Source organism: Amycolatopsis tucumanensis (assembly GCF_021654135.1).
In the GTDB taxonomy this organism is placed as follows: domain Bacteria; phylum Actinomycetota; class Actinomycetes; order Mycobacteriales; family Pseudonocardiaceae; genus Amycolatopsis_E; species Amycolatopsis_E tucumanensis.
Genome location: NZ_JAKGSD010000011.1, coordinates 24,638 through 45,450 on the forward strand (window position 1 = coordinate 24,638; position 20,813 = coordinate 45,450).

Consider the following 20,813-nt stretch of genomic DNA (forward strand, 5'->3'; position numbering starts at 1 on the left):
AGCTTGTTGCTGCAGGTGGGCCACTCAGGCGGCCGGTTCGGACCCGAGTGCCTCGAGGAACGACCGTGCCCACCTGTCGACGTCGTGGGTGAGGACCTGACGCCGCAACGCGCGCATCCGGCGTCTGCCCTCGGCAGGGTCGAGCGTAATGGCCGCCTCCAACGCGTTCTTAACCCCGTCGAGATCATGCGGGTTGACGAGAAAAGCGCTGGTCAGCTCGGCGGCGGCGCCGGCGAACTCGGACAGCACGAGCGAGCCGCCGAGATCGTGACGGCAAGCGACGTACTCCTTGCAGACGAGATTCATCCCATCGCGTAGTGGGGTGACGACCATGACGTCGGCCGCACTGTAGAACGCGGCCAGCTCCTTGCGGTCGACCGACTGGTGCAGGTAGTGCACCACCGGGTGACCGACGCGGGCGAACTCGCCGTTGATGCGGCCCACCATCTGCTCGATCTCGGTGCGCATCCGCTGGTAGTGCTCGACGCGTTCCCGGCTCGGGGTGGCCAGCTGGACGAAGGTGACGTCCTCGGGCTGGACCCGGCCCTCCTGGAGCAGTTCGTGCAGCGCCTGCAGCCGCAGGTCGATGCCCTTGGTGTAGTCCAGGCGGTCGACCCCGAGCAGGACGGTCTTCGGGTTGCCCAGGTCGCGGCGGATCTGCGCGGCCCGCTCCGCGACCTCCTTGGTGCGGGCGAGGGTGTCCAGGCCGGCCGCGTCGATCGAGATCGGGAACGCGCCGACCCGGACCGTGCGGTTGCCGACCTGCATCATGCCCGGCCGGGACCGCACGCCGACCGCGCCGCGGCTGGGCTCCAGCCCGAGCAGCGTGCGGGCCAGCCACAGGAAGTTCTGCGCGCCGCCGGGCCGGTGGAACCCGACCAGGTCGGCGCCGATCAGGCCGCGCACGATCTCCGCGCGCCACGGCAGCTGCATGAACAGCTCGACCGGCGGGAACGGGATGTGCAGGAAGAAGCCGATGCGCAGGTCGGGGCGCAGCTCGCGGAGCATGCTCGGCACCAGCTGCAGCTGGTAGTCCTGCACCCACACGGTGGCGCCCTCGGCCGAGACCTGTGCGCTGGCCTCGGCGAAGCGGCGGTTGACCTGGACGTAGCTCTCCCACCAGCCGCGGTCGAACACCGGCGGCGCGACCACGTCGTGGTAGAGCGGCCACAGCGTGGCGTTGGAGAAGCCCTCGTAGTAGTCGCGGACCTCTTCGGTGGACAGCGAGACGGGGTAGAGGACCATGCCCTCGTCACTGAACGGGTCGACGTCCACGCCCGGCACGCCCGGCCAGCCCACCCAGGCGCCCTTGCGCGAACGCAGGAACGGCTCCAGCGCCGACACCAAGCCGCCCGGACTCGCGGTCCAGCGCTGGTTGCCGTCGGCCGTCCGTTCGAGGTCGACGGGCAGCCGGTTGGCGACCACGACGAAGTCCGCCGAAGCCGTGCCGATCCCTGGTTCGCTCACGTGGCCATGCTCCCTTGTCGTCCGCTCGAACACTATCTCGCGACGGCGAACCAAGATCCACCGCGCGGTGGCCCACCAGCGGCTACTCCAGTCGCCGATCGGTCGTCCGCAGCGGACCCGCCATCCGGGGGCCGGCGAGCTTCCGTTCGAGCCGGCCGAGACCGGTCCGGACCGGCTGCGCGAGGTACTCCCCGAGTACCACGCCCGCGGCCAGCGCAAGCCCGATCGCCGCGGCTTTGATCAGCGTGGAGAGGTTGCCGTTGCTCTGCGTGGCCAGCTCATACAGGCCACGGTACGTCGACAGACCGGGCAGCAGGGGGGTGATTCCCGACACCGCCACGACCAGCGGCGTCACCTTCAGACGGCGGGCCAGAACGCCGCCGGAGAACCCGATCACGACGGCCGCGACGGCGGAGGAGGTGATGACGTCGAGCCGGCCGACGATCACCAGCGCGCCGTAGACACCGGCGCCGATCGCGCCCGCGGCGGCGGCCACGAGCATCGACCGCAACGTCGAGTAGGAGGCGACGGCGAAGCAGGCCGCCGCGGCCGCGCCCGCCGGCACGATCACCAGCAGGCTGTCGGCAGTCTGCGCGGGCAGCACCGGTTCGGCCGGGGTGAAGCCGAGCGCCTTGGCGATGTTCAGCGCGAGGGCGACGCCGGTGATCAGGCCCGCGGACATGAGGATCGTTTCCATCGTGCGGCCCGCGGCGGTGACGTTGTAGCCGGTGATGGCGTCCTGCACCGCGGACACGGTGGACAGACCGGAGAGGAGCACGGTGATCGCCGCGGCGGCGACCAGCGTGGAGAACCGGGTCGGCACGAGTCCGGTGTTGACGGCGAAGGTGGCCAGCCCCGTCGCGACCAGCCCGCCGACGGCTTGCTGGAAGAAGAACGGCAGCGCGACGCGGTTGAGGAGGCGCCCGAGCCGGTCGATGAGGGCGGAGATGATCAGCGCGCCGACCGCGACGTCCAGGGTGCCGCTGAGCAGCAGGGTGATGAAGAAGGCCATGCCGCCCCAGGCCAGCGTGGCGAACCAGCGCGGGTACGGGTGCGGCGCGGTGGTGATCTTGTGCAGCTCGGTGTAGGCCTCTTCCGCGCTGAGGTTGCCGCGCAGGATCTGCTGGACCAGCATCTCCGTCTGCGACAGGCGGGTGTAGTCGAGGCTGCGCGAGCGGACGACGCGCAGTGCCGTGATCGGGTTCGCGTCGGTGCCCCGGTGGCAGGTGACGGTGATGGACGTGAAGATGACGTCCACCTCGCAGTGCGGGAGACCGAAGGCCGCGGTGAGGGAGAGGATGGTGGCGGTCACGTCGGAGGCGCCGGCGCCGCTGGCCATCTGCACCTCGCCGACTCGGAGGACCAGGTCGAGGACGAAGTTGACCGTCGCCTCGTCCGGCAGGGCGGGACCGAGTTCGGTGGTCGCGTCCGGCGCCGGCTGCTCGCCGGTCGGCGCTTCCAGGATGTGCCAGGCCCGGCGACGCGGCTCGGTCGCCCGCCGCCGCCGGTTCGCCTTCTCGACGCCCGGGTCCTCCGGCGCTTCGAGGATGTGCCAGCCGCGCCTGCGGGTCACCGGGCCCCGGACGCGCTGGGTGCTGTTCATACGGCCGTCACCTCCTTGATTGGCCTCCCGGGTGCCCATCGCCTGGATCACGCCGGTCGTTGCAAAGGGGCAACCGTGGCGTGCGCCACTTCGCCGATCATCCACGAATCCGGAGGGCCCGGCAGCGGTTGCTAGGATGACCCCGATCAGGCCGACTTAGCTCAGCTGGTAGAGCAGCTGTCTTGTAAACAGCAGGTCAGGGGTTCGAGCCCCCTAGTCGGCTCCACGAAGTTCACGTGCCGACGTGCAGTGATGCGTTCCACACCCTTGACGCAGGAGATCGCCGCAGAGGGGTGTGACAACGGTGTGATAACCGGCGTGCCTGTCATGACGTCTTCGCGCGACGCGGGATGAACCCGGCTACGGCCTCTGCTGCGGCGGCTGCAACCTCGGGATAGACAGAGGTATACGTGTTGGCCGTCGTGGACAGGTTCGCGTGGCCGAGGATTTCTTGAACGACTTTCATGTCCACCTTGGCGGCGAGCATGATCGATGCTGCTCCGTGCCTGAGGTCGTGCAGGCGCACGGGCGGAAGGTCGCATTCCTCGATCAGCCGCTCGAACTCGTCGGACACCCAGTCCGGGTGCAGGGGCGAGCCGTCCTCCTGCGTGAACACCTTGCCTGAGTCGACCCATGCCTCACCCCACGCGAGACGTTCTTTCTTCTGGGCGACCCGGTGCGCGCGGAACACCTCCACGCCGTCAGCGCCGAGCGGGATCACGCGGCCGCCGGCCTCGGACTTGGGCGTGTCCTCTATTACCTGTCCCTCGACGACCACGCGCTGACGCTCGATCGTCGCTGAAGGCACGTCAGCGTCCATCGCGCAATCGAGCCATTCCAGCCCGCAGGCTTCCCCTCGACGTAGGCCGCGGTGCGAAAGCAGGAACCACAGCGCATAGAGACGATGGTCCTGCACGTGGTCGAGGAACACCCCGAGCTGATCAGGACGCCACACCATGACCGACTGAGGCGGCGGCACAAGGTCGCGGGCGCGGCTGTACGACTTGCCCTGCTCGACCAGCTTGGCGACCTCCGCGCGCCAGCGCTTCTCGCGTTCGATCGTCCACACCATCGGCTTGGGTGACTTGCCGCTGGGCAGCTTGACCAGTGACGCGACGTTGACCGACACGAGCCCCTCCCTGAGCGCGTCTGAGAGCGCCACGCGCAACGTCGCGCGTATGCGTTGCATCGTCGCCGCTCCGACGTGCTTGACGTTCCTGAGACGCCCTTTTCGCACCTGCTCATTGCGCTCGTTGATCGCGTCGAACACGGCGGACACGTGCGCCACCCGCAGATCGCCGAGGCGGAGGTGCCCGAGGTGTGGCGTCCAGTAGCGGTCGATGTGACCTTGGTAGAGAGCACGCGTCTTGCGCTTGATGTCGGTCTTGCCCTTGATCCAGCCATCCAGGTATTCGCCGACCGTCAGACGATCGTTGACGATGATCCCCTTTGACGCCTTCGCCTTGATCTCGTCCATCGCGTCCTGGGCGGCGTCCTTGGACTCGAACCCGCCGCGCAGCATCTGGCTACGCTTGCCGCCTACACCCACGACGGGGAGCACGAAGTACCACGTGCCGTGCCGGGGGTTCCACGCCCCGTCCGGCCGCTTGAGCTTCGGGCACGATCGCCCGAGCTGGCGGCGCTTGCCGTCCACGACCTCGGTGCACCCGCACCGTTTGAAAACCGTTCCCTGAGCCATTCTTCCTCCAGACATAGCAATGGCCCCGTTTCCGGGGCCGATCGCTGGGGATTACTTGGTAAGTCGTCTTGCCTGATCCAGTTGCGTACCAATCGATCCCGCTCGGTCATGCGCGCGACTCAAGTCCTCCACGAGGTCAGCTAGCGCCTGCTGCATGTCGTGGAACACCTCGCGCACGGGTTCGCTCGGTAACGTCGCCTCGAACAGCTCAGAGCGAGAAATCGTTGCCCCGCTTGGCATATCGATGGCTCGAACCTCGACGCCCGGCGTAAGTAGCTGATCCACACCCACCGACAGCACGTGCGCGAAGGCGACGAGTTCCACGGCCGTGAAGGCGCGCTTACCTCGTTCGGCTGCCCACACCATCTGTCGTGACCAGTCTTTCTCCAGGTATCGCCCGAGCTGTTTGCCCAGCTCACCTTGGGTGACCCCGCGCTGTTCTCGTGCCTCGGCGATGTTCGCGCCGATCACGGCTTCGATCTCCATGAGCCTCCCGTTCGCCTGATGTCGACGTACGTTGCAACGTACCACGTCCACTGGTTGACAACAACGATGACGTATGCGAGCGTTGAAATATCACTCAACGTGATTGACGAATACAAGGAGTTACAGATGTCTTTGCGGATCGAACAAGTGCTTGCTATGCCGCCCACGATCGATGTGCCAACGGCGGGAGCGGTGCTAGGGATGAATCGTGACAAGGCGTATAAACTCGTGCGCGATGGTGAGTTCCCGCTGCCGATTCTGCGAGTTGGCAAGCGACTTCGTGTCTCGACTGATGCGCTGCTCAAATATCTAGGTGTCGAGCCTGATCACAGCCGTGACACACACGCGCCTACCTCCGATGAGGAAGCAACTTTCTCACGTGCAGTCAGGCGTGAGCTAGACTTTCGGCCTCGCGCTAAGAACGGCAAGCCGATCGACCCTGAGAAAGTCTACTACGTTCGCGCCATTGATGAGTTCTTCACCGGAGCCGAAATCTTGCGGAGGCTCGCGCGATGAGCGACAAGCGAATCACCATTCTGTTGCGCGATGAGCCCGGCCTGAATGGCATCGGGATGTCCACGCCTTCCGACATGCCTCGCTCTGAGGTTATCGAAGCCTTACAACGTGTTCTGGCAATCGTGAGCAACGGAGGCGTGATCCAGCACGTCCGATACGAACGGGAGCCCTGACATGGCAACTCAGTCTCTGAGCGCGTTTCTGCACGCCGAACATGACACCGACGACGAATCACGCGACGAGCGAACAGCACTCGCTCAGGAGCGATCTGAGGAGCACCTAATCGCCATCGCACGCACCGACGATGGTCGCGACAACCGGCCGCAGCTCGCTCCACACCTTGAGGCCGCTGGGGAGTGGGATCCGTACAAGTACTTCGATCGCGAGGATGACGGCCCGAATTCGTGGTACCCCGAGCATCCAGACGGCTTATACGATTGGCTTTACGAGGACCCCGACGGGTGTGACTCCAATCTCAAGCCTGATTTGGGTTATCGCGAAGATGGTCAGAATCTGGTGTACTCAGGCGCGATCAACTGGGTGGCCGGAGAGACCGGGCACGGCAAAAGCTGGTTCGCTCTCATGACCGCATTGCAGACGATTGAAGAAGGAAAAGACGTCGTATACATAGACTTCGACCACAACTTCGATGGTCTCGCGAATCGATTGATCAAGATGGGTGCACATCCTGACTATCTGCGTGAGCACTTCTACTATATTAAGCCCGCCGCCCCTCTTTCCGATCCATATGCAAAAGAAACATTCCTTCGGATGCTTAGTTTTGTAGAGCCAGATCTGGTCATTATCGACACGGCGACTGAGGCCGCGGTGAACGAAGGTCTTGATCTCGTCATGAATCCGAATCACGTGATCGAGTTCAAGAATCGGGTTCTGGTGCCGATCACCAAGACCGGTGCGGCGGCTCTTGTGATCGACCACACCGGGCCTAGCGAACGGATCAGCCGTTACCCGATGGGCGCGAAGCACAAGCTTGCTATGGCGAACGGTGCCGCGTATGTCATCGAACAAGTCGTGCCGATCACCTCGGACGGTCAAGGCGAATCACGGGTGTGGCTTGCCAAGGACAAAGAAGAAGGTGTCAAGACCAATTCTCTACGAGAACATGGGTATCCGACTGACGGGATCATGGAACTGGTCGGCATCCTGCGTGCCGATGGCGAAACACGACAGGTCGCCGACCTGGACGTGTACCTAGACATGCCTGAGGTCATCGTAGAGCGCCTTCCCACACCCTCCCGGCGTCGTCACCCCGGTGCGCGTCGTCGAGGCTCCACGGGTGGCGTGAACGTTGAAGGGATTAAGGCTTGTCTGGACCGCGACCCGAACATGAGTAAGAATAAGATTTATGATGAGGTAAAAGGGAATCGCAAAGCGGTGCTGGCAAAGGTAGACGAAGTACGAGCTGCGCGAACCGCTGAAACCTAGGGTGGTACCAAAACGTTTGGTACTGGTATTGGTACTGGTATTGGTACCGGTGCATCGAATCGTCCAGGTGATAAGAGTGGTACCAGTACCGCGACGATACCCCCCTCCTTTAGGAGGGGTATCACGCGTTGGTACTGGTATCACCTATCGCCGATGTGACGGGTATCGCCTAAGTAAAGAGAGAAGAGAATGGGAATCATCGTCGTGGCGTGGTCAAGCCTCATGCTGCTAACGCAGATCATCGCTCATCTTCGATTTCGGGGGTGTGGGAAATTAGTGATAACGTCGGACTGACAAATTGGGAGGACAAGATGCGAATCTACCACATCGGTTCACTCGACCTATGGGACATGGAAAAGTTCCAAGACCCAAAAACCGGCCAGAAGTTCGAAGTCCCAACCTCGCAGCTCTGCCCAGACTGCTGGACTACAGCGCTTGACGTGGATTCGAGTCTGAAGGTTACGCGCGTCATCCACGATAAGACCTGTCCGCAGGTCGTTTCCCGGGAACAGATCAAGAAATGATCGACGAGCGTTGTGAGCGTACGGAATTGCTGGTCACGGACTGCGCCCATTGCAGGCCGGCCGATCCCGACGAGCGCAAGCTGGTGCTCATGAGCGTGGCCGACAAGTCCACACCTGGGCAGCGGGCCAAAGCCGCAGGGCGTTCGCGCAATCAAGCCAAGCTGTTCGCCGCCGACACGGAAGCATCGGATCTGGAGATCGTGGCTCGTTTCCTGCCGCCCGGATTCGTTGACCTGTACTCGCGAGTCCTGGAGATCGAGTTCGGCGCTCACAACCTCGGATCAGCACGACCGGGCAACCCTCATGAACTGGTGGGTGTGGGCAGAGGTTCCGGCCCTCGCTTGTCGACCAGCAAGACCGAGACCCGGCACGTAACGCGAACCCACACCGCCAGCTCGTCGAAAGCCGTCATCCGGTCGGAGCGAGCCCTGTGGGGCCGCTATCGCCTCGATCGCAAGCTCAAGCGCATCGTGACCGACCTGCACAACCTCTTGGCCGAAATCGACGGCTCAGACGGCTCACGCCCGGTTAGACGCCAGTGTGCGGGCAAGTGCCACCAGTTCGGCGAACCGGATTGGCTGTACTGCGCGCGGTGTGGAGGACCCATGCAGGAGGTCGGTTAGCCTGCTGATTGCACATCAGATGAGCGCCTCGTCTTAGCAGGTCACGGGCGGTGTGATCAGGCTGTGTGTGCATGACGGGTCAACCGCGTGTGCGACGCCGACAACGTGACGGTGCAAGGCATCGCATCCGGCCCCCAGTCGCTCGCTGCGGCCCGAACATCATCCCGACGAGGATTCATGCTCGCCACACCGTGAAGGCGCGTCACAGCGACGCTCAGCGCCCGCGCGAGGATCTGACACGACCCCAGCACCAGTAGGCCCCTAAAATTCTAATGGTCGTGACCCCCTCGGCGGAGGGGAGTTGATCTCACAAATCGCGATATCGCATTTATCGCCTACGTCGTCGCATTCCCCGTCAATTTCGCGCAAGAATTTGCCACGATTGATCTCTTGATGTCATTATGGCGATATCGACATTACGGGAGGTGTGGCAATGGGTGCACGCGGAAGGACTCCTCAGTACCAGACGACAATTCCGCTGAGGTTGACTCGATCGACCAATGCGCGTCTTCGCATCTTCGCTGAGCTCGATGGTGTCCCCATCGCGTCGCTCATTCGCACCTTCATCAGGGAAGGTTTGGAGCGGCGCACGATCCCTGAGGATCCATTCGGCAGGACACTCAAACAAGCTCTGGAAACAGCCTCTCGGCTGGATCCTCGATTGCTCAACAGCAGGGACGCGCCGAGCCTGCGTTTACGTGCAGCGGTCGACGAATACAAGAAGCAGATTGCAGAAGAAATCATGAAGGGAGACACCGATGTCACACCAGGAAGCTAATGACGCTGAGCGTGAATATCACCTCGGCATCATGCATCGCGAACTGGTCAAGGTAGAGCAGGCCATCACGGAGGCAGAAGCGCGAAAGGCCCGCATGGCCGCGGCCGGCGTGCCCGAGGACATGGCCCAGCGGTTCCCCGCACTGAAGGGTGATCGATGATGGACGAGCTCGTGAACTCGCGTCGCTTGGCCGACATGCGCCTATTCGCCGAATCCGCCGCGCTGTCGCCTATGAGTCGTCGGGCCGTGGATGCGGCGATCGGACGCGTCGAGTCCCAGTGGGCCCAGCGCAAGCAGGAGCAGTACGCCAACAGTCTCGCCATGCGTAATCGGCAGCACGCCGAGGTGGTCGAGGTCGCCAAGGCCACCGCTCAGACAGCCAAGGAGATGCTGTCGAAGGTGACGAATGGCCTGATGAGCCCGGAGGAAGGGCGGGCGTGGCTGCGAGACGTGTTCAGCTATCACGAACAGCTGACGCAGCAGCACGCGGCCATTGCGGAAATGGAGCCGTCGCTAGCCGCGTTCGAGGCGAAGAGTGTGGACGACTTCCAGGATGAGTGCTTCCAGCGATTCCCTGCGGACCGCGAGAAGGCTCCGACACTGGCCCAGGCTGTCGATGAGTACGTCTCCGACGCAAAGCGACGCGCAGCGGTGCGTGCTCATCCTGGTGGGGGAGATGCGATTGACGCTTCGCAGCTCAGGCACCCGGACGCGTAATGGACGTAGACAAATTGTCCGACGCACAGGTCCGCTCCGCACTCAAGGCGGTTCTCGATATGCATGGCCGCTATACCGGGTCTGATCACTGCGTTGCCAGTAATGGATGCGACCGATGGCCGTGCTCGACCGTAAGGACCATCCGGCGGGCGGTTGGAGAAAATAGCCATGGCGGTAACTGAAACGCTGCAAGGCGTAGGTGCGTGGGGACTGACTCTCCGAGACGTACCTCAAGACATCGTCGACAACCTGGAATACTTCGGGCATGTCGTGATCCACACGGGTTGGATCGACTATCGCAAGGAAGGAGACGCCGCCCTCACGAGCGGTCGCTACACGGGTGTCTTACGAAAGGTAGACGCCAACGACGAAGTGGTAAGCATAGGCGGAGCCGGGATGGCCATGTGGCTCGGCGACGAAGACCAGAAAGGCCAGGTGATCGAAGATCTGATCACTATTGACAACCTGCCATTCGACGAAACTATTCGTTCCTTGCTGCCAGCCTCGGTAGCAGAAGGCACTTTGTTCAACATCGACGAGACGTTCAAGGGCACTTTTCAGTACGTCAGTCCACGCGAGGCTATCGACTACGTCTGCGAGACGGTCGACGCTGAATGGAAGATTACGGGTGACGCGAAACTCCATGCCGGCCGAGCGTCAGATCTATTCGTCACAAACCCGAAAACACTGATCCGCCGTAAATCCGGTGGTGTGGACATGACGCTCCGGGCATACGTCGGTGACGCCAAAACTTCGCAGGACGTGGAGGAATTCACCACACGGGTCGTGTTGCTCGCGTCAGGCACCGAGGCTGCAACCGCCACCGCCTCTGCTGATATCAACCCAGCACTCAATCCCTATCGTGATCTTCACGGCAACCCGGTCGTGATGACGCGATTGGTGTCTGAGTCGTCCACTGACGCCTCGAACGCCCCGGCGCGAGCGCAACTGCAATTGAACCGATTTACGCGCCCTGTGGACGCGCTGGCACTCTCTACGAGCGACTACGACGTGAAGGGTGACGTTAGCGTCGGCGATTATGTATGGGTGCTCGATGAGCAGGTTGGGCTGGTCGACGTATCCAACGAGATTGTGTTCAAGGGTCAGCGTCTGAACCCAATCAAGTTGCGTTTGGCTGAGATGACTTGGCCCATTGTGTCTCGGATGAGCGTGGGTTATCGCCACCCATCCGGAAAGTGGTACAACCTCACGGATTACTTGGTTCCCGAGAATGGTGAAACGGCTCTCATCGTTGGGGAGTTTCGTCGATCACTTAGCGGAGCGACTGGCGGGGTTATCGGCTCTCGTCCTGTTGCTGACTCGTCTATCCCCGGCCAGCCGACTTGGGTCACGCCGTTCATTCAGTCTGTGTATCAGTCGCCTTTGACGGGTGAGACTCGCGCTCAGTGTCAGCTTGGATGGCTTCGTCCCAACAACACAGACGGCACCCCGATCGTGGACGGCGATCACTACGAGATCCGCTGGCGAAGTTCTTCCACACCAATCTTTCCGGTGACGTGGGCTCAGCTTGGTGAGTACACCTGGCAAGAGCTTCATGACTCGGGAGCTACGTGGGATAATCCGATCCAGTACGAGACAGGAGATTGGGCGTACCTGTACGTCCCGTGGGAACTGCTCAACACCATGATTATCGACCTTGCTCCGAACATGCCTTACGAGGCACAGATTCGGGCAGTCGACTCGGCTACGCCACCCAACACGGGTGAGTGGTCCGACCTAGTGGTGTGGCAGACCAATGGTGACACGATCGCCCCTTCCCAGCCTGCTCCGCCGACGGTGTATGCGTCTCGACTCCAGGTTCAGATCGTGCATCATCTCGGGCAGGCTGGGGGCGGCGAATTCAACCTTGAGCCAGATCTCCATCATCTTGAGATCCATGGCGAGTACGAGCCGCTGTTCACTCCGTCCGAAGAGACGTTGCTAGGCAAGGTGATGGCCAATAAGGGAATGATCAGTGGGCATCTTCCTGCGGTCGGTACCGTGCCTATCGAGCGGACCGCACCCACGTACTTCAAAGTTATTGCGGTAGATGTCGATGGTAATAAGTCGAATCCTAGCGAGGCTGTACAGCAAACAGCTGAACTTATCGATGACGCGCATATCTCGGATTTGAGCGTTAGTAAGGTGACGGCAGGTACCATTTCAGCTGACTGGCTTCTTGCTGGCTCGATCAAAACGGGTGTTGCAGGTCCTCGCATGGAAGCTGATGCGGATGGCCTACGTCTTTACCGTGAAGATGGAACTAACACCGTCGACCTAGACGCCGATACGGGCTTCGCAACTCTGACCGGCACTGTTCAGTCGGGTACTGGTAATCAGCGTGTCGTCATGAATCCCGAACCCAACGGTATTGCCCGGATCGACTGGTACGACGACGGATCTGACTCTCATATCACCGCTGTAAACTTCTCCGGCAACTGGATCAATCAGCGCGAGACCGATGCTTCCAGAACTCCCGACGGCGGTCGGATTTACTGGGATGGCGTACGTGCGACCTATGGATTCCAACGCGGTGTCAATTATCAGGGGGGCATAACTTTCTGGCAAGACGAACTAATTACCCTTCGTGGTAAGTGGAGCCAGGACGATAGTAACCCTCAGTCGGCGATCTATGTCGGCAACTTCGATGTGAACTCTGATTCAGCGAGTTTCGGTTGGGGCTCAACGATGGCTACGCGTATGGTTCCTAACGTTACAATTTACTTCTTCGCAGGAACGATCAATCGGTCGAACGTGGACAACTTGACTCCTTCCGGATTTGGTTGCCGCTGGGATCCTTCGGGCCCCGTTCGCGTCCTGTACAACGCATTTCGTATCAACCAGGATTGGTGAAGAGTAGCGATGGTCACAGCTTCCGTATCGTCTATTGACAAGATCTCCAAGGCGTCAATGGAGTATTGGCGGGTGACGTACACGCTGATCGACGAGGGCAAGATTTCGAAGCATGTGCACATTATGCCCACGGATACGCTCGAATGGCGCTCGGCCGAATATGACATCGACCCTAACGACCGCGACACGCTGATGGATATTGCACTAACTGAACCATTCCTCAAGGCCGAGGATTACGCCGACGGTATACACCTCTATGACGGACTTTCCGACGTTGCGACAGCCAAGGCGGCTCACCTTAGTCGATGTGCTCTCGGTAAATTACGCCACCGCCTGAGTACGCGAATCAAGGATGGTCCATGTCTTCGCTTGCGAGACGAGTCGCCTATCAACCTCGAAGTGCTAGAAATAAAGCGACGACACGTCGGAGCGCAACGAAAATGGCGAGCGAGCTTGCGGCAGAGGACCAGTGCTGATGTTGAAGCATCCCGAGTGCAGGTGTGGCGTATGTCCGAGCGTAGGTTAGCGGCAGACGATCTCGCGTAATCAATCTACGGAAAGCCAACTGAATACGTCTCGCCAGCCTCTCCCGAGACGGCCAAGGCCCCCGATACCTCAGACACTGTCGGGGGTTCTTGGTAGTGACCTGATGACCCATCAGATACGTGCTGATCCACACCACGTCGGGGCACGTGTGAGCAGAAGATGATCAGCCACGCTTCTGAAGCTCGCGCACCTGCCGCTTGAGGTCTTCAACATCCCACCGATTGTGCCCGCCAGCGGTCTTAGCTGCCGGTGTCACGAGTCCTTCGCGGGCCCATCGATCAAGTGTCGAGCGATCGACGGACGGCGCCTTCGCTGCCTCGCCGGTGCTGACAAGTCGATCTTGAGCCACGGCGACAGCACATCACGCTGACCAGCCACGATCCAGGCGTTTGCTACGTTCGCCACGTTTGATACGTTGACACGCTACGATCGCCATGTTCGCTACGTTTGGGAGAAGGTGCCGTGGTCGTGCTGACGTTCATGCCCACACCCGGGGCCCGCGTTCGACGTAAGCACCAGCACTACAACGTGTGGGAGTACGGCCGGGTGCTCCCGTACGGGTGGATCGACGAGGTGACAGGTGAGTGGCGACACGGCACCCTGTTCCCGGTGCGCTGGGAACCGTACGGCTTTGTCAGCCTCGAAACCACGTCCAGCGTTTCGGAAGTGGACGAGCCAGCTTCGTGATCTGCTCGTACGTGAGACCGTGCGGGTGATCACGCAGAGCTTCTGCGATGGTCAGCAGCTCCGCGGCCCGGCTTGTCACGAGCTTCACTGTCTCGTGGAAGACGTGGGGGATCGGTCCACCCCCGAGTTCGCGGTGAATCTCGGCGGCCTGCTTAATGTCGTGTCGCCCGTAGATCCTGATGCAGTCTTCGAGGTCGTCGAAACCCGAGCACAACGACTCGGCTATCGGCCCGGCGAGGTAAGCCCGGATCGTGTCGAGCGGGTCCGCTCCATGATCTCGGCGACGACGAACATACCCCTCATCGCGGCCGGCCTGGACGAACTCGAACGGGATGTCCAGAGCGAGGTGTGCGACGACGTGACCCGCCTCGTGCACATGTGCGCTGGTCAGACGCCGTCGAAACATCATTGCGTCATCGTCGCACGTGCGCATCCACACCTGAGTGCGTCCGTGACGCCTCTGCGCGTGCTCGCTGGTGTCGTCACTCGTTCGTCGCATCGCAGACGCCGTACGGACGATCTCAGCGCCGGTCTGCACAAGCAAACGAGCCGTCTCTGACAAAAGGCGCCCGAAGGCGCCAGTTGTCGTAGTGTGGATCAGGCGGTCTTGCGTGCGCGACGTGCAGGCGTAGGCGTCTCGGCCTCTTCGGTCGTTTCGGCATCATCCGCCTGGGCTTCAGCAGCAGCCTTCTCGGCGGCGGCCTTGCGTGCTTCTTCGCGCTCCTTCTTCCACGTCGTGAAGCGCGTCTTCATCGGGCCCAGGTCCTTCGCCTGGAAGGCATAGCGTCCGCCCGACCCGGCGTTGTCGTAGTGCTCGCTCGCGCGGAGGAACACGCGCAGCTCACGGGGTGTGGTGTCCAGCGCCTCGGCGACCTGCTTGGTCGTCAGCGTCTCGACCTTCTTCTCGGCCATCATGATCTCCTTACTCGTTGAACAGGTCGTAGTCGTTGTGCAGCGATTCCTCGGTCACGCGGTAGATCACTTCGCCGTCGGGCTGCTCGATCGTCGCGCCCACACCCAGCCCGTCGGCTGCGAAGCGGCACAGGCCGAGGTCGGTGTCGCGGGCATAGACGTGCCCGTCGGGTCGTCGAACGAGGTACAGCATCGCGTCTCCTTGGTGGCGAGGAGGCAGCAACGTAAGACGCGATGACCAGCGGAGTCAGGCGATCCGTGGGAAGTTGTGACCTTGCGCCGCCAAGGTCTCCGCGATGCCTACGGGAGGGCAGGCGTGTGTGTGCATCAGTGTGACAACACACGTTCACGAACGTCGAATCACAAAGGCATACAACCGGGGTCAGAAAGGCGTCCTGACCTGCGTCTGAGTGATACGGGGACGTACGCTCAACTACATCGGAGGATTCACTCGCACTCACTTGTAAACAGCAGGTCAGGGGTTCGAGCCCCCTAGTCGGCTCCCCGTCTGACCAGGGTGTTTCCCTGTGGTGGGAAACACCCTGGTCAGGGCTCGTTTCAGTTTCCGTCTCAGTTGGTCGTTCAGGCCGGTACCGAAGCGGCTGTCGGTTCGTCGCCGTCACCGTCGTCGGGGCCTGTCCAGAGCAGTCCGCCGAGCTGCGTCGCGATGCTCTGCCGTAGCTCGTCCGGCACGTGCTGGTACCGCTGGGCCATGTCGATCTTGGACCAGCCCATCACGTCCATAACCGCCCGCTGCGCGACGCCGAGCACGAGCAGGAACGTCGCGGCGGTGTGCCGGGCGTCATGGAGCCGCGCCTCGCGCACCCCGGCCGCCTTCAGGACGTCCTTCCACTCGCCGTAGTCGGCTCGCGGGTCGGTCGGCCGGCCAGTCGGCTGGGCGAACATCCAATCGTCGTCCTGCCAGACGTCGGCCGCTCGCTGCCGCTCTGCGTCCTGGACCTTCCGGTGTTCGAGCAGCGCGAGCACCAGCGGCGGCGGCACGCTCAGCACGCGTCGACCGGCCCGGGACTTGGGTTCCACGACGACGAGGCCGCCACTGTGTCGTGCCGGGCAGTCAGCGCCCCGCTTACGACCACACTTCTTGTCCGGGTCGCAGCCGTGCTGCCACGTCTGCCGTTGCAACGCTCGCCGGACGGTGAGCATTCCCGTGACCTGGGCAAACGGGCAGTCTTCCGGACGCTTCTTCCCGCACGGCTCCGCCACCCCACACCCGTGGTGCCACTGGACCTTGAGGTCGGTCCACTTGAGGCCGATCGCCTCGCCCTGCCGCAGTCCCAGCGCGAGGGCGATGGCCCAGCGCACGCCGTTTCGCCGGTCATGGGCAACGTGGAGGATTGCCCGCGCGTCGTCCACGGTCAGAGGCTCGATCTCGGTCTCTTCGATCTTCGGTGACCGCACGGCGCGGATCGGATTGCGCGTGATCCGGTTCCGTCGCTCGGCTTCGTTGAGGGACGCGCGCAGAGCGATGTGGACCTGTTGCAGGGTTGCCGACTTGGCGCCTTCATTCCGCAGGCGCGCATAGAACCGTTCGATGTGTTCGGATTCGAGCCGCGTCAGCTTGTGCGTGCCGATCCCCGGGACGATGTACTTGTCGACCGCAGTCCAGTAGTAGCTGCGGGTCTTGTAGCGGACGTTCGGCACGGCGATCGTTTCGTACCAGTGCATCACCCACTTCTCGACCGTCCATTCCTGGCCGGGCCTCCGGACCGTGCCCGCGTCGCGCTCTCGTTCGAGTTTCCGGACCTTTTTGATGACCTCGGTTTCCGTCTTGGCTTGAAGGGCTCACCCCAGCACGAAGTACCTCAGCCACAGGTACGGCGCCGCCAGCGTGACGGTCATCAGCGTGACCACCGCGCCTTTCCGGGTGAATTCCCAGAACGAGATCGGTGTGCCGGCGCGCGCGGCGATTCCCAGCATCACCACGTTCGCGCTGGCGCCGATCGCCGTGAGGTTTCCGCCGAAGTCGGCTCCCAGGGCCAGCGCCCACCACAGCGACTGGGCCTGCCCGGGGTCCGGCAGGTCCGCCACGAGGCCTGCCACGAGCGGGCTCATCGTCGCCACGTAGGGGATGTTGTCGATGAAACCGGAGAGCACCGCGGAGACCACCAGGATCAGCATCACGGCCAGCAGCGCGTTCCCGCCGGTCGCGTCCGCCGCGAGTCGCGCCAGGCGGCCGATCACTCCGGTGTGCACGAGCGCGCCGATCATGATGAACAGGCCCGCGAAGAACAGCAGCGTCTCCCATTCGACCGCGGCCAGGTAGTCCCGCGGCCGCGTGCCCGAGACGAGCACGAGGACCCCGGCGCCGAGCAGCGCCACGACCGACGGGTCCAGGTGGAACACCGAATGCCCGATGAACCCGGTGAACACCAGCGCCAGCACGACGCCGCACTTCACCAGCAACCGCTTGTCGCGGATGGCTTCGCGCTCGTCGAGGGTCATCACCTCGGCGATGCGCGCCGGGTCCGCGTCGAACGCGCCGCGGAACAGCCAGCGCAGCACCAGCGCGAACACGGCGACCTCGACGACCACGATCGGCGCCAGGTGCACGAGGAAGTCGTTGAACGTCAGGCCGGCGCGGCTGCCGATGATGATGTTCGGCGGATCGCCGATCAGCGTCGCCGTGCCGCCGATGTTCGACGCGAACACCTCGGCGATCAGGAACGGCACCGGGCTGATCCCGAGCCGGTCGCACACCAGCAGCGTCACCGGTGCGATCAGCAGGACCGTGGTGACGTTGTCCAGGAACGCCGACGCCGTCGCCGTCAGCAGGACCAGCAGGACCATCACCCGCAGCGGCGAGCCCTTCGCGCGCTTGGCCGCCCAGATCGCGGTGAACTCGAAGACACCGGTGCGGCGCAGGATCCCGACGATGATCATCATGCCGAGCAGCAGGAACACGACGTCCCAGTCGATGCCGGTGTCGTGCGAGTAGAACGCCTCGTCCGAACCGACCACGCCCGCCGCGAGCACGATCCCGGCGCCACCCAGCGCCGCGGCAGCCTTCGGGACGCGGTCGGTCGCGATCAGCAGGTAGGCGACCGCGAACACGACGATCGCGAGCACGGTCACCGCACACCGCCTACCGCAGCGCCAGCTCCAGCAGCCGCGACGCGGTGATCACCCCGGTGAGCCCGTCGCCGTCCACCACCGCCACCAGGGGACAGCGCAACCGCGCCATCGCCGCAGCGACCTCCACGATCGTGTCGTCGGCCTTGACCACGGGCAGCTCCGGCCGGTCCTCGGGCAGCAGAGCCCGGACGGTCTTGCCGTGCAGCTTCTCCGCCACCCGGTCGGCCATCGACTCCGACAGCACCCCCGCGAGCGACGGGTCGTCCTGGACGTAGTGCGGCACCAGCAACCGCACCACCTGCGACGCGGGCAGGACCGCCACCGGACGGCCGCGCGGATCGGTGACGACCAGGCCGGGCAGCCGGTTCGCGGCCAGCAGGCGGGCCGCCTCGAGAGCGTCCGAATCCGACGCGACGACCGGGAAGTCCTCGGCCATCTCCGACGCGTGCATGCCCGCAGCGTACGACGATCTCGCCGCGGTCACCGGGTCTTGCCGGGATCCTGACGAGCACCACCGCGCCACTCCTGCCGTCGACCGTTCGCCCGGCCCTGCTCAGGACGGGTGTGCCGACCAGACTTCCCGGCGCGCCGACCGTAAAGATGCCGCACGGAGGCGACCGCGGCAAGCCGGGCGGCGTCGACGGTGCACGGAATGACGCGGGTATCGGAATACCTATTGCCAATCGCTCATTCGGCGGAATCGCGGCCGCCCTCCTGGACATAAAGTCCGGCGGGGAGGTTTTCCGTGGGCAGAAGAATCGGCGGTAAGGGCGGTGGTTCCGACCCCGGTCCCGGCAAGAAGACCGGCCGGGTCGTGGCTGCGGCCGCACTGGTCGGCGTGGTCGGCGTGACCAGCGGGACGGTCAGCCTGGGTGGCAGTGCCGCGATCGAGGGCGCGGTCGCGGACTCGGGCGCGAACGCGGTGGCTGGACGTGGCCTGAACAGCCGGAAGGCCGACAGCAAGCGTTCCGCAGGCCGAGGACGTCCGGATGAGGCGTGGCAGCGTCTGGGACTGCGCGGCATGCGGAAAACCGCGAAGCGGGATGCCTCGTGCCTGATTCATTCGCACGGCGAAATCCGCGAATTCTTCCTGCGCACGCCGTGCACTTCGCTGGACCGTCAATTGCTCGCGATCGGTGACGGCAACGGGAACACCGCGCTGGTGTCCGTCGTCTGGGTGAGTTTCCGCTCTCGTGGCCAAGCGCGCGACTTCGAGCGCCTGGAGAAGATCCACGGCAACGGTGACATCACGCCGCTGGCGGCCTCGCTGATCCAGATGGCCGACGTGCGGTTCACGGCGCACCACTTCGACTCCCGGTTGGCGGGCAACACCGTCGTCATCGCCGAGAGTGAACGGGCGACCGGGCAGGTCAGCGAAGCCGTGCTGGACGCGCTGGCCGAGGTGGCCGTCCACCTGCCGCGCGCCTGAGCGGGGTAACACCGCCTGGCGTCGGGCCGATTTCTGGTCACCGGGCTTAGCGGAGGTGCCATGCGGACGCGGACCGCGACTTGGAAGGTGTCCTGGCGGTGGGCGTGGGTGCTCGTGCTCGTCGTGGGGCTCGGGTTGTTCGAGCTCGTCCGGCGGGTTCTGCTGGACACCGAGAACCCCAACCTGGTGCCCTCCCTGATCCTGCTCGGCGCCGTCGTCGGGCCGGCCACCTTCGTCACCTTCGTGTGGGGGCGGCGGCTCTCCTTCGGGGTCGATCCGGTGCTCGTCGGGCTCGTCGCCATCGTGGGCGGTGTGGTCGGCGTCGTCACGGCCGGGGCGCTCGAGTACGACGTTCTCAAGGACCTCGGTCCCTTCCAGATGGCCGGGGTCGGCGTCATCGAGGAGACCGCGAAGCTCATCGCGCCCGCCGTCGTCCTCGTGGTCGTCCGCGACCGCCGCGCGGCGACCGGGCTCCTGCTCGGCGTCGCGTCCGGGGCGGGCTTCGCGGCGCTCGAAACGATGGGCTACGCCCTCGTCGCGTTCCTCAAGTCCCAGGGCGACATCAGCGCCGTCGACCAGACGCTGCTGATCCGCGGCGTGCTCAGCCCGGCCACGCACATGGCCTGGACCGGGCTGACCGCCGCCGCGTTGTGGGCGGCGGTCCGGCACCGCGGGCGGTCCCGCTGGATGGGCCGCTTCGCCGTGACGTTCGTGGTCGCCGTGGCGCTGCACGCCGCGTGGGACGGGATCGGCACGACGCTCAGCTACGTCGTGCTCGCCGCCCTCAGTCTCGGGCTGCTCGCGCTGGCCGTGCACCGCATCGGCCACCACCGCTCGCCCTACGGCCGCCGCGTCCGCGCCGCGCGATAAAGAGCCCTAAGCCTCTGGCCGCGCCGCGCGCGCCGGGTGTCCACTGCGGGTCGCGGCCGCGGCAGTACTCAGCGGGCGCCGCCCGCCCCGGCGCGGCCGGAAGGAGGCACCTCATGACTTCCGACGAGCGGCGCGAACGGTTGCGCCGGGTGCTGGACCTGATGTGGAACCAGGGCGAGCTCGACGCCTGCGAAGAGCTGTGCGCACCGCACTGCACGTTCCACGACCCGACCTTCGAGGTGGACGGCGTCGCCGGGTTCCAGCGCCAGGTCAGCGACCTGCGCACCGCCAACCCGGACCTGCACATGGACATTCACGACGTGCTCGTCGACGGCGACCTGTGCGCGGTCCGGTTCACCATGGGCGGCACGTCGCGGGCGGAGTTCCGCGGCCTGCCCGCGACCGGCAAGACGTACGTGATGACCGGCATGATGTGCGCCAAGTGGGCCGACGACCGGATCGTGGAGATGTGGGTCAACTACGACATGCTCGGCGCGTTGCAGCAGCTGGGCATCATCCCGGAGATGGCGCCCCGCGAGACGGCCGGCTGAAAACCGGCGCGCC

Annotated in this window: 25 protein-coding genes and 1 tRNA gene; 16 read left to right on the top strand and 10 right to left on the bottom strand. The window is 63.8% G+C overall.

The window, feature by feature from the left end; all coding sequences use genetic code 11:
• Nucleotides 1-24 precede the first annotated feature (24 nt).
• A complete protein-coding gene (locus tag L2C96_RS13830; protein ID WP_017985373.1) occupies nucleotides 25-1,467 on the bottom strand; it encodes an alpha,alpha-trehalose-phosphate synthase (UDP-forming) in 1,443 nt (480 codons plus the stop codon).
• Between the two features lie 82 nt (nucleotides 1,468-1,549).
• The gene (locus L2C96_RS13835; RefSeq protein ID WP_237336415.1) at nucleotides 1,550-3,070 is read right to left on the bottom strand and encodes a threonine/serine exporter family protein; all 1,521 of its coding nucleotides are present in this window, start codon (nucleotides 3,068-3,070) and stop codon (nucleotides 1,550-1,552) included.
• A 150-nt stretch (nucleotides 3,071-3,220) separates the two neighbouring features.
• On the opposite strand from L2C96_RS13835, the gene L2C96_RS13840 reads away from it, so the two are divergent.
• Nucleotides 3,221-3,296: transfer RNA gene (locus L2C96_RS13840), tRNA-Thr, on the top strand.
• Between the two features lie 99 nt (nucleotides 3,297-3,395).
• On the opposite strand, the gene L2C96_RS13845 is transcribed toward L2C96_RS13840, so the two are convergent.
• Together L2C96_RS13845 and L2C96_RS13850 are read right to left on the bottom strand one after the other, a co-directional pair.
• Nucleotides 3,396-4,724 (bottom strand): site-specific integrase, encoded by a 1,329-nt coding sequence (locus L2C96_RS13845; protein WP_237336416.1) that lies wholly within the window; start codon nucleotides 4,722-4,724, stop codon nucleotides 3,396-3,398.
• A gap of 96 nt (nucleotides 4,725-4,820) precedes the next feature.
• Complete coding sequence (locus L2C96_RS13850; RefSeq protein WP_237336417.1) at nucleotides 4,821-5,255, bottom strand: helix-turn-helix domain-containing protein; 435 nt, start codon at nucleotides 5,253-5,255, stop codon at nucleotides 4,821-4,823.
• An 18-nt stretch (nucleotides 5,256-5,273) separates the two neighbouring features.
• On the opposite strand from L2C96_RS13850, the gene L2C96_RS13855 reads away from it, so the two are divergent.
• The 10 genes from L2C96_RS13855 to L2C96_RS13900 all read left to right on the top strand — a co-directional run bounded on the left by L2C96_RS13855 (nucleotide 5,274) and on the right by L2C96_RS13900 (nucleotide 13,258).
• Nucleotides 5,274-5,771, top strand: a complete 498-nt coding sequence (locus tag L2C96_RS13855; RefSeq protein WP_237336418.1) for a helix-turn-helix domain-containing protein — start codon at nucleotides 5,274-5,276, stop codon at nucleotides 5,769-5,771.
• Complete coding sequence (locus tag L2C96_RS13860) at nucleotides 5,768-5,944, top strand: hypothetical protein (protein ID WP_237336419.1); 177 nt, start codon at nucleotides 5,768-5,770, stop codon at nucleotides 5,942-5,944. The genes L2C96_RS13855 and L2C96_RS13860 overlap by 4 nt, the downstream gene beginning before the upstream one ends.
• A gap of 1 nt (nucleotide 5,945) precedes the next feature.
• Nucleotides 5,946-7,217 (top strand): AAA family ATPase, encoded by a 1,272-nt coding sequence (locus L2C96_RS13865; protein ID WP_237336420.1) that lies wholly within the window; start codon nucleotides 5,946-5,948, stop codon nucleotides 7,215-7,217.
• 209 nt (nucleotides 7,218-7,426) lie between these two features.
• Nucleotides 7,427-7,741 (top strand): hypothetical protein, encoded by a 315-nt coding sequence (locus L2C96_RS13870; protein ID WP_237336421.1) that lies wholly within the window; start codon nucleotides 7,427-7,429, stop codon nucleotides 7,739-7,741.
• A complete protein-coding gene (locus tag L2C96_RS13875; RefSeq protein ID WP_237336422.1) occupies nucleotides 7,738-8,364 on the top strand; it encodes a hypothetical protein in 627 nt (208 codons plus the stop codon). Before L2C96_RS13870 ends, L2C96_RS13875 begins: the two co-directional genes overlap by 4 nt.
• Nucleotides 8,365-8,797: 433 nt before the next feature.
• Nucleotides 8,798-9,142 carry a hypothetical protein gene (locus tag L2C96_RS13880; protein WP_237336423.1) on the top strand — a complete coding sequence of 115 codons (345 nt, stop codon included), beginning with the start codon at nucleotides 8,798-8,800 and terminating at the stop codon, nucleotides 9,140-9,142.
• Nucleotides 9,123-9,302 carry a hypothetical protein gene (locus tag L2C96_RS13885; RefSeq protein WP_237336424.1) on the top strand — a complete coding sequence of 60 codons (180 nt, stop codon included), beginning with the start codon at nucleotides 9,123-9,125 and terminating at the stop codon, nucleotides 9,300-9,302. Before L2C96_RS13880 ends, L2C96_RS13885 begins: the two co-directional genes overlap by 20 nt.
• On the top strand, nucleotides 9,299-9,859 hold the full coding sequence (locus L2C96_RS13890; protein WP_237336425.1) for a hypothetical protein: 561 nt from the start codon (nucleotides 9,299-9,301) through the stop codon (nucleotides 9,857-9,859). Before L2C96_RS13885 ends, L2C96_RS13890 begins: the two co-directional genes overlap by 4 nt.
• A 168-nt stretch (nucleotides 9,860-10,027) precedes the next feature.
• Nucleotides 10,028-12,712 carry a phage tail protein gene (locus L2C96_RS13895; protein ID WP_237336426.1) on the top strand — a complete coding sequence of 895 codons (2,685 nt, stop codon included), beginning with the start codon at nucleotides 10,028-10,030 and terminating at the stop codon, nucleotides 12,710-12,712.
• A gap of 72 nt (nucleotides 12,713-12,784) precedes the next feature.
• Nucleotides 12,785-13,258: a hypothetical protein gene (locus L2C96_RS13900; protein ID WP_237336427.1), complete on the top strand. Its 474-nt coding sequence runs from the start codon at nucleotides 12,785-12,787 to the stop codon at nucleotides 13,256-13,258.
• 163 nt (nucleotides 13,259-13,421) lie between these two features.
• Here L2C96_RS13900 and L2C96_RS13905 read toward each other — a convergent pair whose 3' ends face one another.
• Nucleotides 13,422-13,607, bottom strand: coding sequence for a MerR family DNA-binding transcriptional regulator (locus tag L2C96_RS13905; protein WP_237336428.1), 186 nt, complete (start codon nucleotides 13,605-13,607; stop codon nucleotides 13,422-13,424).
• A 119-nt stretch (nucleotides 13,608-13,726) separates the two neighbouring features.
• Here L2C96_RS13905 and L2C96_RS13910 point away from each other — a divergent pair, with 119 nt between their 5' ends.
• A complete protein-coding gene (locus L2C96_RS13910) occupies nucleotides 13,727-13,945 on the top strand; it encodes a hypothetical protein (protein WP_237336429.1) in 219 nt (72 codons plus the stop codon).
• A 25-nt stretch (nucleotides 13,946-13,970) separates the two neighbouring features.
• On the top strand, nucleotides 13,971-14,504 hold the full coding sequence (locus tag L2C96_RS13915; protein WP_237336430.1) for a hypothetical protein: 534 nt from the start codon (nucleotides 13,971-13,973) through the stop codon (nucleotides 14,502-14,504).
• Between the two features lie 38 nt (nucleotides 14,505-14,542).
• Here the strand turns inward: L2C96_RS13915 and L2C96_RS13920 are convergent, their stop codons facing one another.
• From L2C96_RS13920 to L2C96_RS13940, 5 genes are all read right to left on the bottom strand, one after another.
• The gene (locus tag L2C96_RS13920) at nucleotides 14,543-14,860 is read right to left on the bottom strand and encodes a hypothetical protein (RefSeq protein WP_237336431.1); all 318 of its coding nucleotides are present in this window, start codon (nucleotides 14,858-14,860) and stop codon (nucleotides 14,543-14,545) included.
• Between the two features lie 7 nt (nucleotides 14,861-14,867).
• Nucleotides 14,868-15,050: a hypothetical protein gene (locus L2C96_RS13925; protein WP_237336432.1), complete on the bottom strand. Its 183-nt coding sequence runs from the start codon at nucleotides 15,048-15,050 to the stop codon at nucleotides 14,868-14,870.
• A gap of 389 nt (nucleotides 15,051-15,439) precedes the next feature.
• Nucleotides 15,440-16,630, bottom strand: a complete 1,191-nt coding sequence (locus L2C96_RS13930) for a tyrosine-type recombinase/integrase (protein ID WP_308191150.1) — start codon at nucleotides 16,628-16,630, stop codon at nucleotides 15,440-15,442.
• A 30-nt stretch (nucleotides 16,631-16,660) separates the two neighbouring features.
• A complete protein-coding gene (locus L2C96_RS13935) occupies nucleotides 16,661-17,950 on the bottom strand; it encodes an ArsB/NhaD family transporter (RefSeq protein WP_237336434.1) in 1,290 nt (429 codons plus the stop codon).
• Nucleotides 17,951-17,960: 10 nt separating this feature from the next.
• Nucleotides 17,961-18,401: a CBS domain-containing protein gene (locus L2C96_RS13940; RefSeq protein ID WP_027935716.1), complete on the bottom strand. Its 441-nt coding sequence runs from the start codon at nucleotides 18,399-18,401 to the stop codon at nucleotides 17,961-17,963.
• Between the two features lie 294 nt (nucleotides 18,402-18,695).
• Here L2C96_RS13940 and L2C96_RS13945 point away from each other — a divergent pair, with 294 nt between their 5' ends.
• From L2C96_RS13945 to L2C96_RS13955, 3 genes are all read left to right on the top strand, one after another.
• A complete protein-coding gene (locus L2C96_RS13945; protein ID WP_237336435.1) occupies nucleotides 18,696-19,379 on the top strand; it encodes a hypothetical protein in 684 nt (227 codons plus the stop codon).
• 60 nt (nucleotides 19,380-19,439) lie between these two features.
• On the top strand, nucleotides 19,440-20,249 hold the full coding sequence (locus L2C96_RS13950) for a PrsW family intramembrane metalloprotease (RefSeq protein ID WP_237336436.1): 810 nt from the start codon (nucleotides 19,440-19,442) through the stop codon (nucleotides 20,247-20,249).
• A gap of 113 nt (nucleotides 20,250-20,362) precedes the next feature.
• Entirely contained in the window at nucleotides 20,363-20,800 is a 438-nt protein-coding gene (locus L2C96_RS13955; RefSeq protein ID WP_020417028.1) for an ester cyclase, read from the top strand.
• The last annotated feature ends 13 nt before the right edge of the window (nucleotides 20,801-20,813 follow it).

Excerpts from the sequence above, each read along its gene's own strand:
- L2C96_RS13835 (WP_237336415.1), bottom strand. The coding sequence starts at position 3,070 with ATGAACAGCACCCAGCGCGTCCGGGGCCCGGTGACCCGCAGGCGCGGC.
- L2C96_RS13850 (WP_237336417.1), bottom strand. The coding sequence starts at position 5,255 with ATGGAGATCGAAGCCGTGATCGGCGCGAACATCGCCGAGGCACGAGAA.
- L2C96_RS13855 (WP_237336418.1), top strand. The coding sequence starts at position 5,274 with ATGTCGACGTACGTTGCAACGTACCACGTCCACTGGTTGACAACAACG.
- L2C96_RS13860 (WP_237336419.1), top strand. The coding sequence starts at position 5,768 with ATGAGCGACAAGCGAATCACCATTCTGTTGCGCGATGAGCCCGGCCTG.
- L2C96_RS13865 (WP_237336420.1), top strand. The coding sequence starts at position 5,946 with ATGGCAACTCAGTCTCTGAGCGCGTTTCTGCACGCCGAACATGACACC.
- L2C96_RS13875 (WP_237336422.1), top strand. The coding sequence starts at position 7,738 with ATGATCGACGAGCGTTGTGAGCGTACGGAATTGCTGGTCACGGACTGC.
- L2C96_RS13880 (WP_237336423.1), top strand. The coding sequence starts at position 8,798 with ATGGGTGCACGCGGAAGGACTCCTCAGTACCAGACGACAATTCCGCTG.
- L2C96_RS13885 (WP_237336424.1), top strand. The coding sequence starts at position 9,123 with ATGTCACACCAGGAAGCTAATGACGCTGAGCGTGAATATCACCTCGGC.
- L2C96_RS13890 (WP_237336425.1), top strand. The coding sequence starts at position 9,299 with ATGATGGACGAGCTCGTGAACTCGCGTCGCTTGGCCGACATGCGCCTA.
- L2C96_RS13895 (WP_237336426.1), top strand. The coding sequence starts at position 10,028 with ATGGCGGTAACTGAAACGCTGCAAGGCGTAGGTGCGTGGGGACTGACT.
- L2C96_RS13920 (WP_237336431.1), bottom strand. The coding sequence starts at position 14,860 with ATGATGGCCGAGAAGAAGGTCGAGACGCTGACGACCAAGCAGGTCGCC.
- L2C96_RS13925 (WP_237336432.1), bottom strand. The coding sequence starts at position 15,050 with ATGCTGTACCTCGTTCGACGACCCGACGGGCACGTCTATGCCCGCGAC.
- L2C96_RS13940 (WP_027935716.1), bottom strand. The coding sequence starts at position 18,401 with ATGCACGCGTCGGAGATGGCCGAGGACTTCCCGGTCGTCGCGTCGGAT.
- L2C96_RS13950 (WP_237336436.1), top strand. The coding sequence starts at position 19,440 with ATGCGGACGCGGACCGCGACTTGGAAGGTGTCCTGGCGGTGGGCGTGG.
- L2C96_RS13955 (WP_020417028.1), top strand. The coding sequence starts at position 20,363 with ATGACTTCCGACGAGCGGCGCGAACGGTTGCGCCGGGTGCTGGACCTG.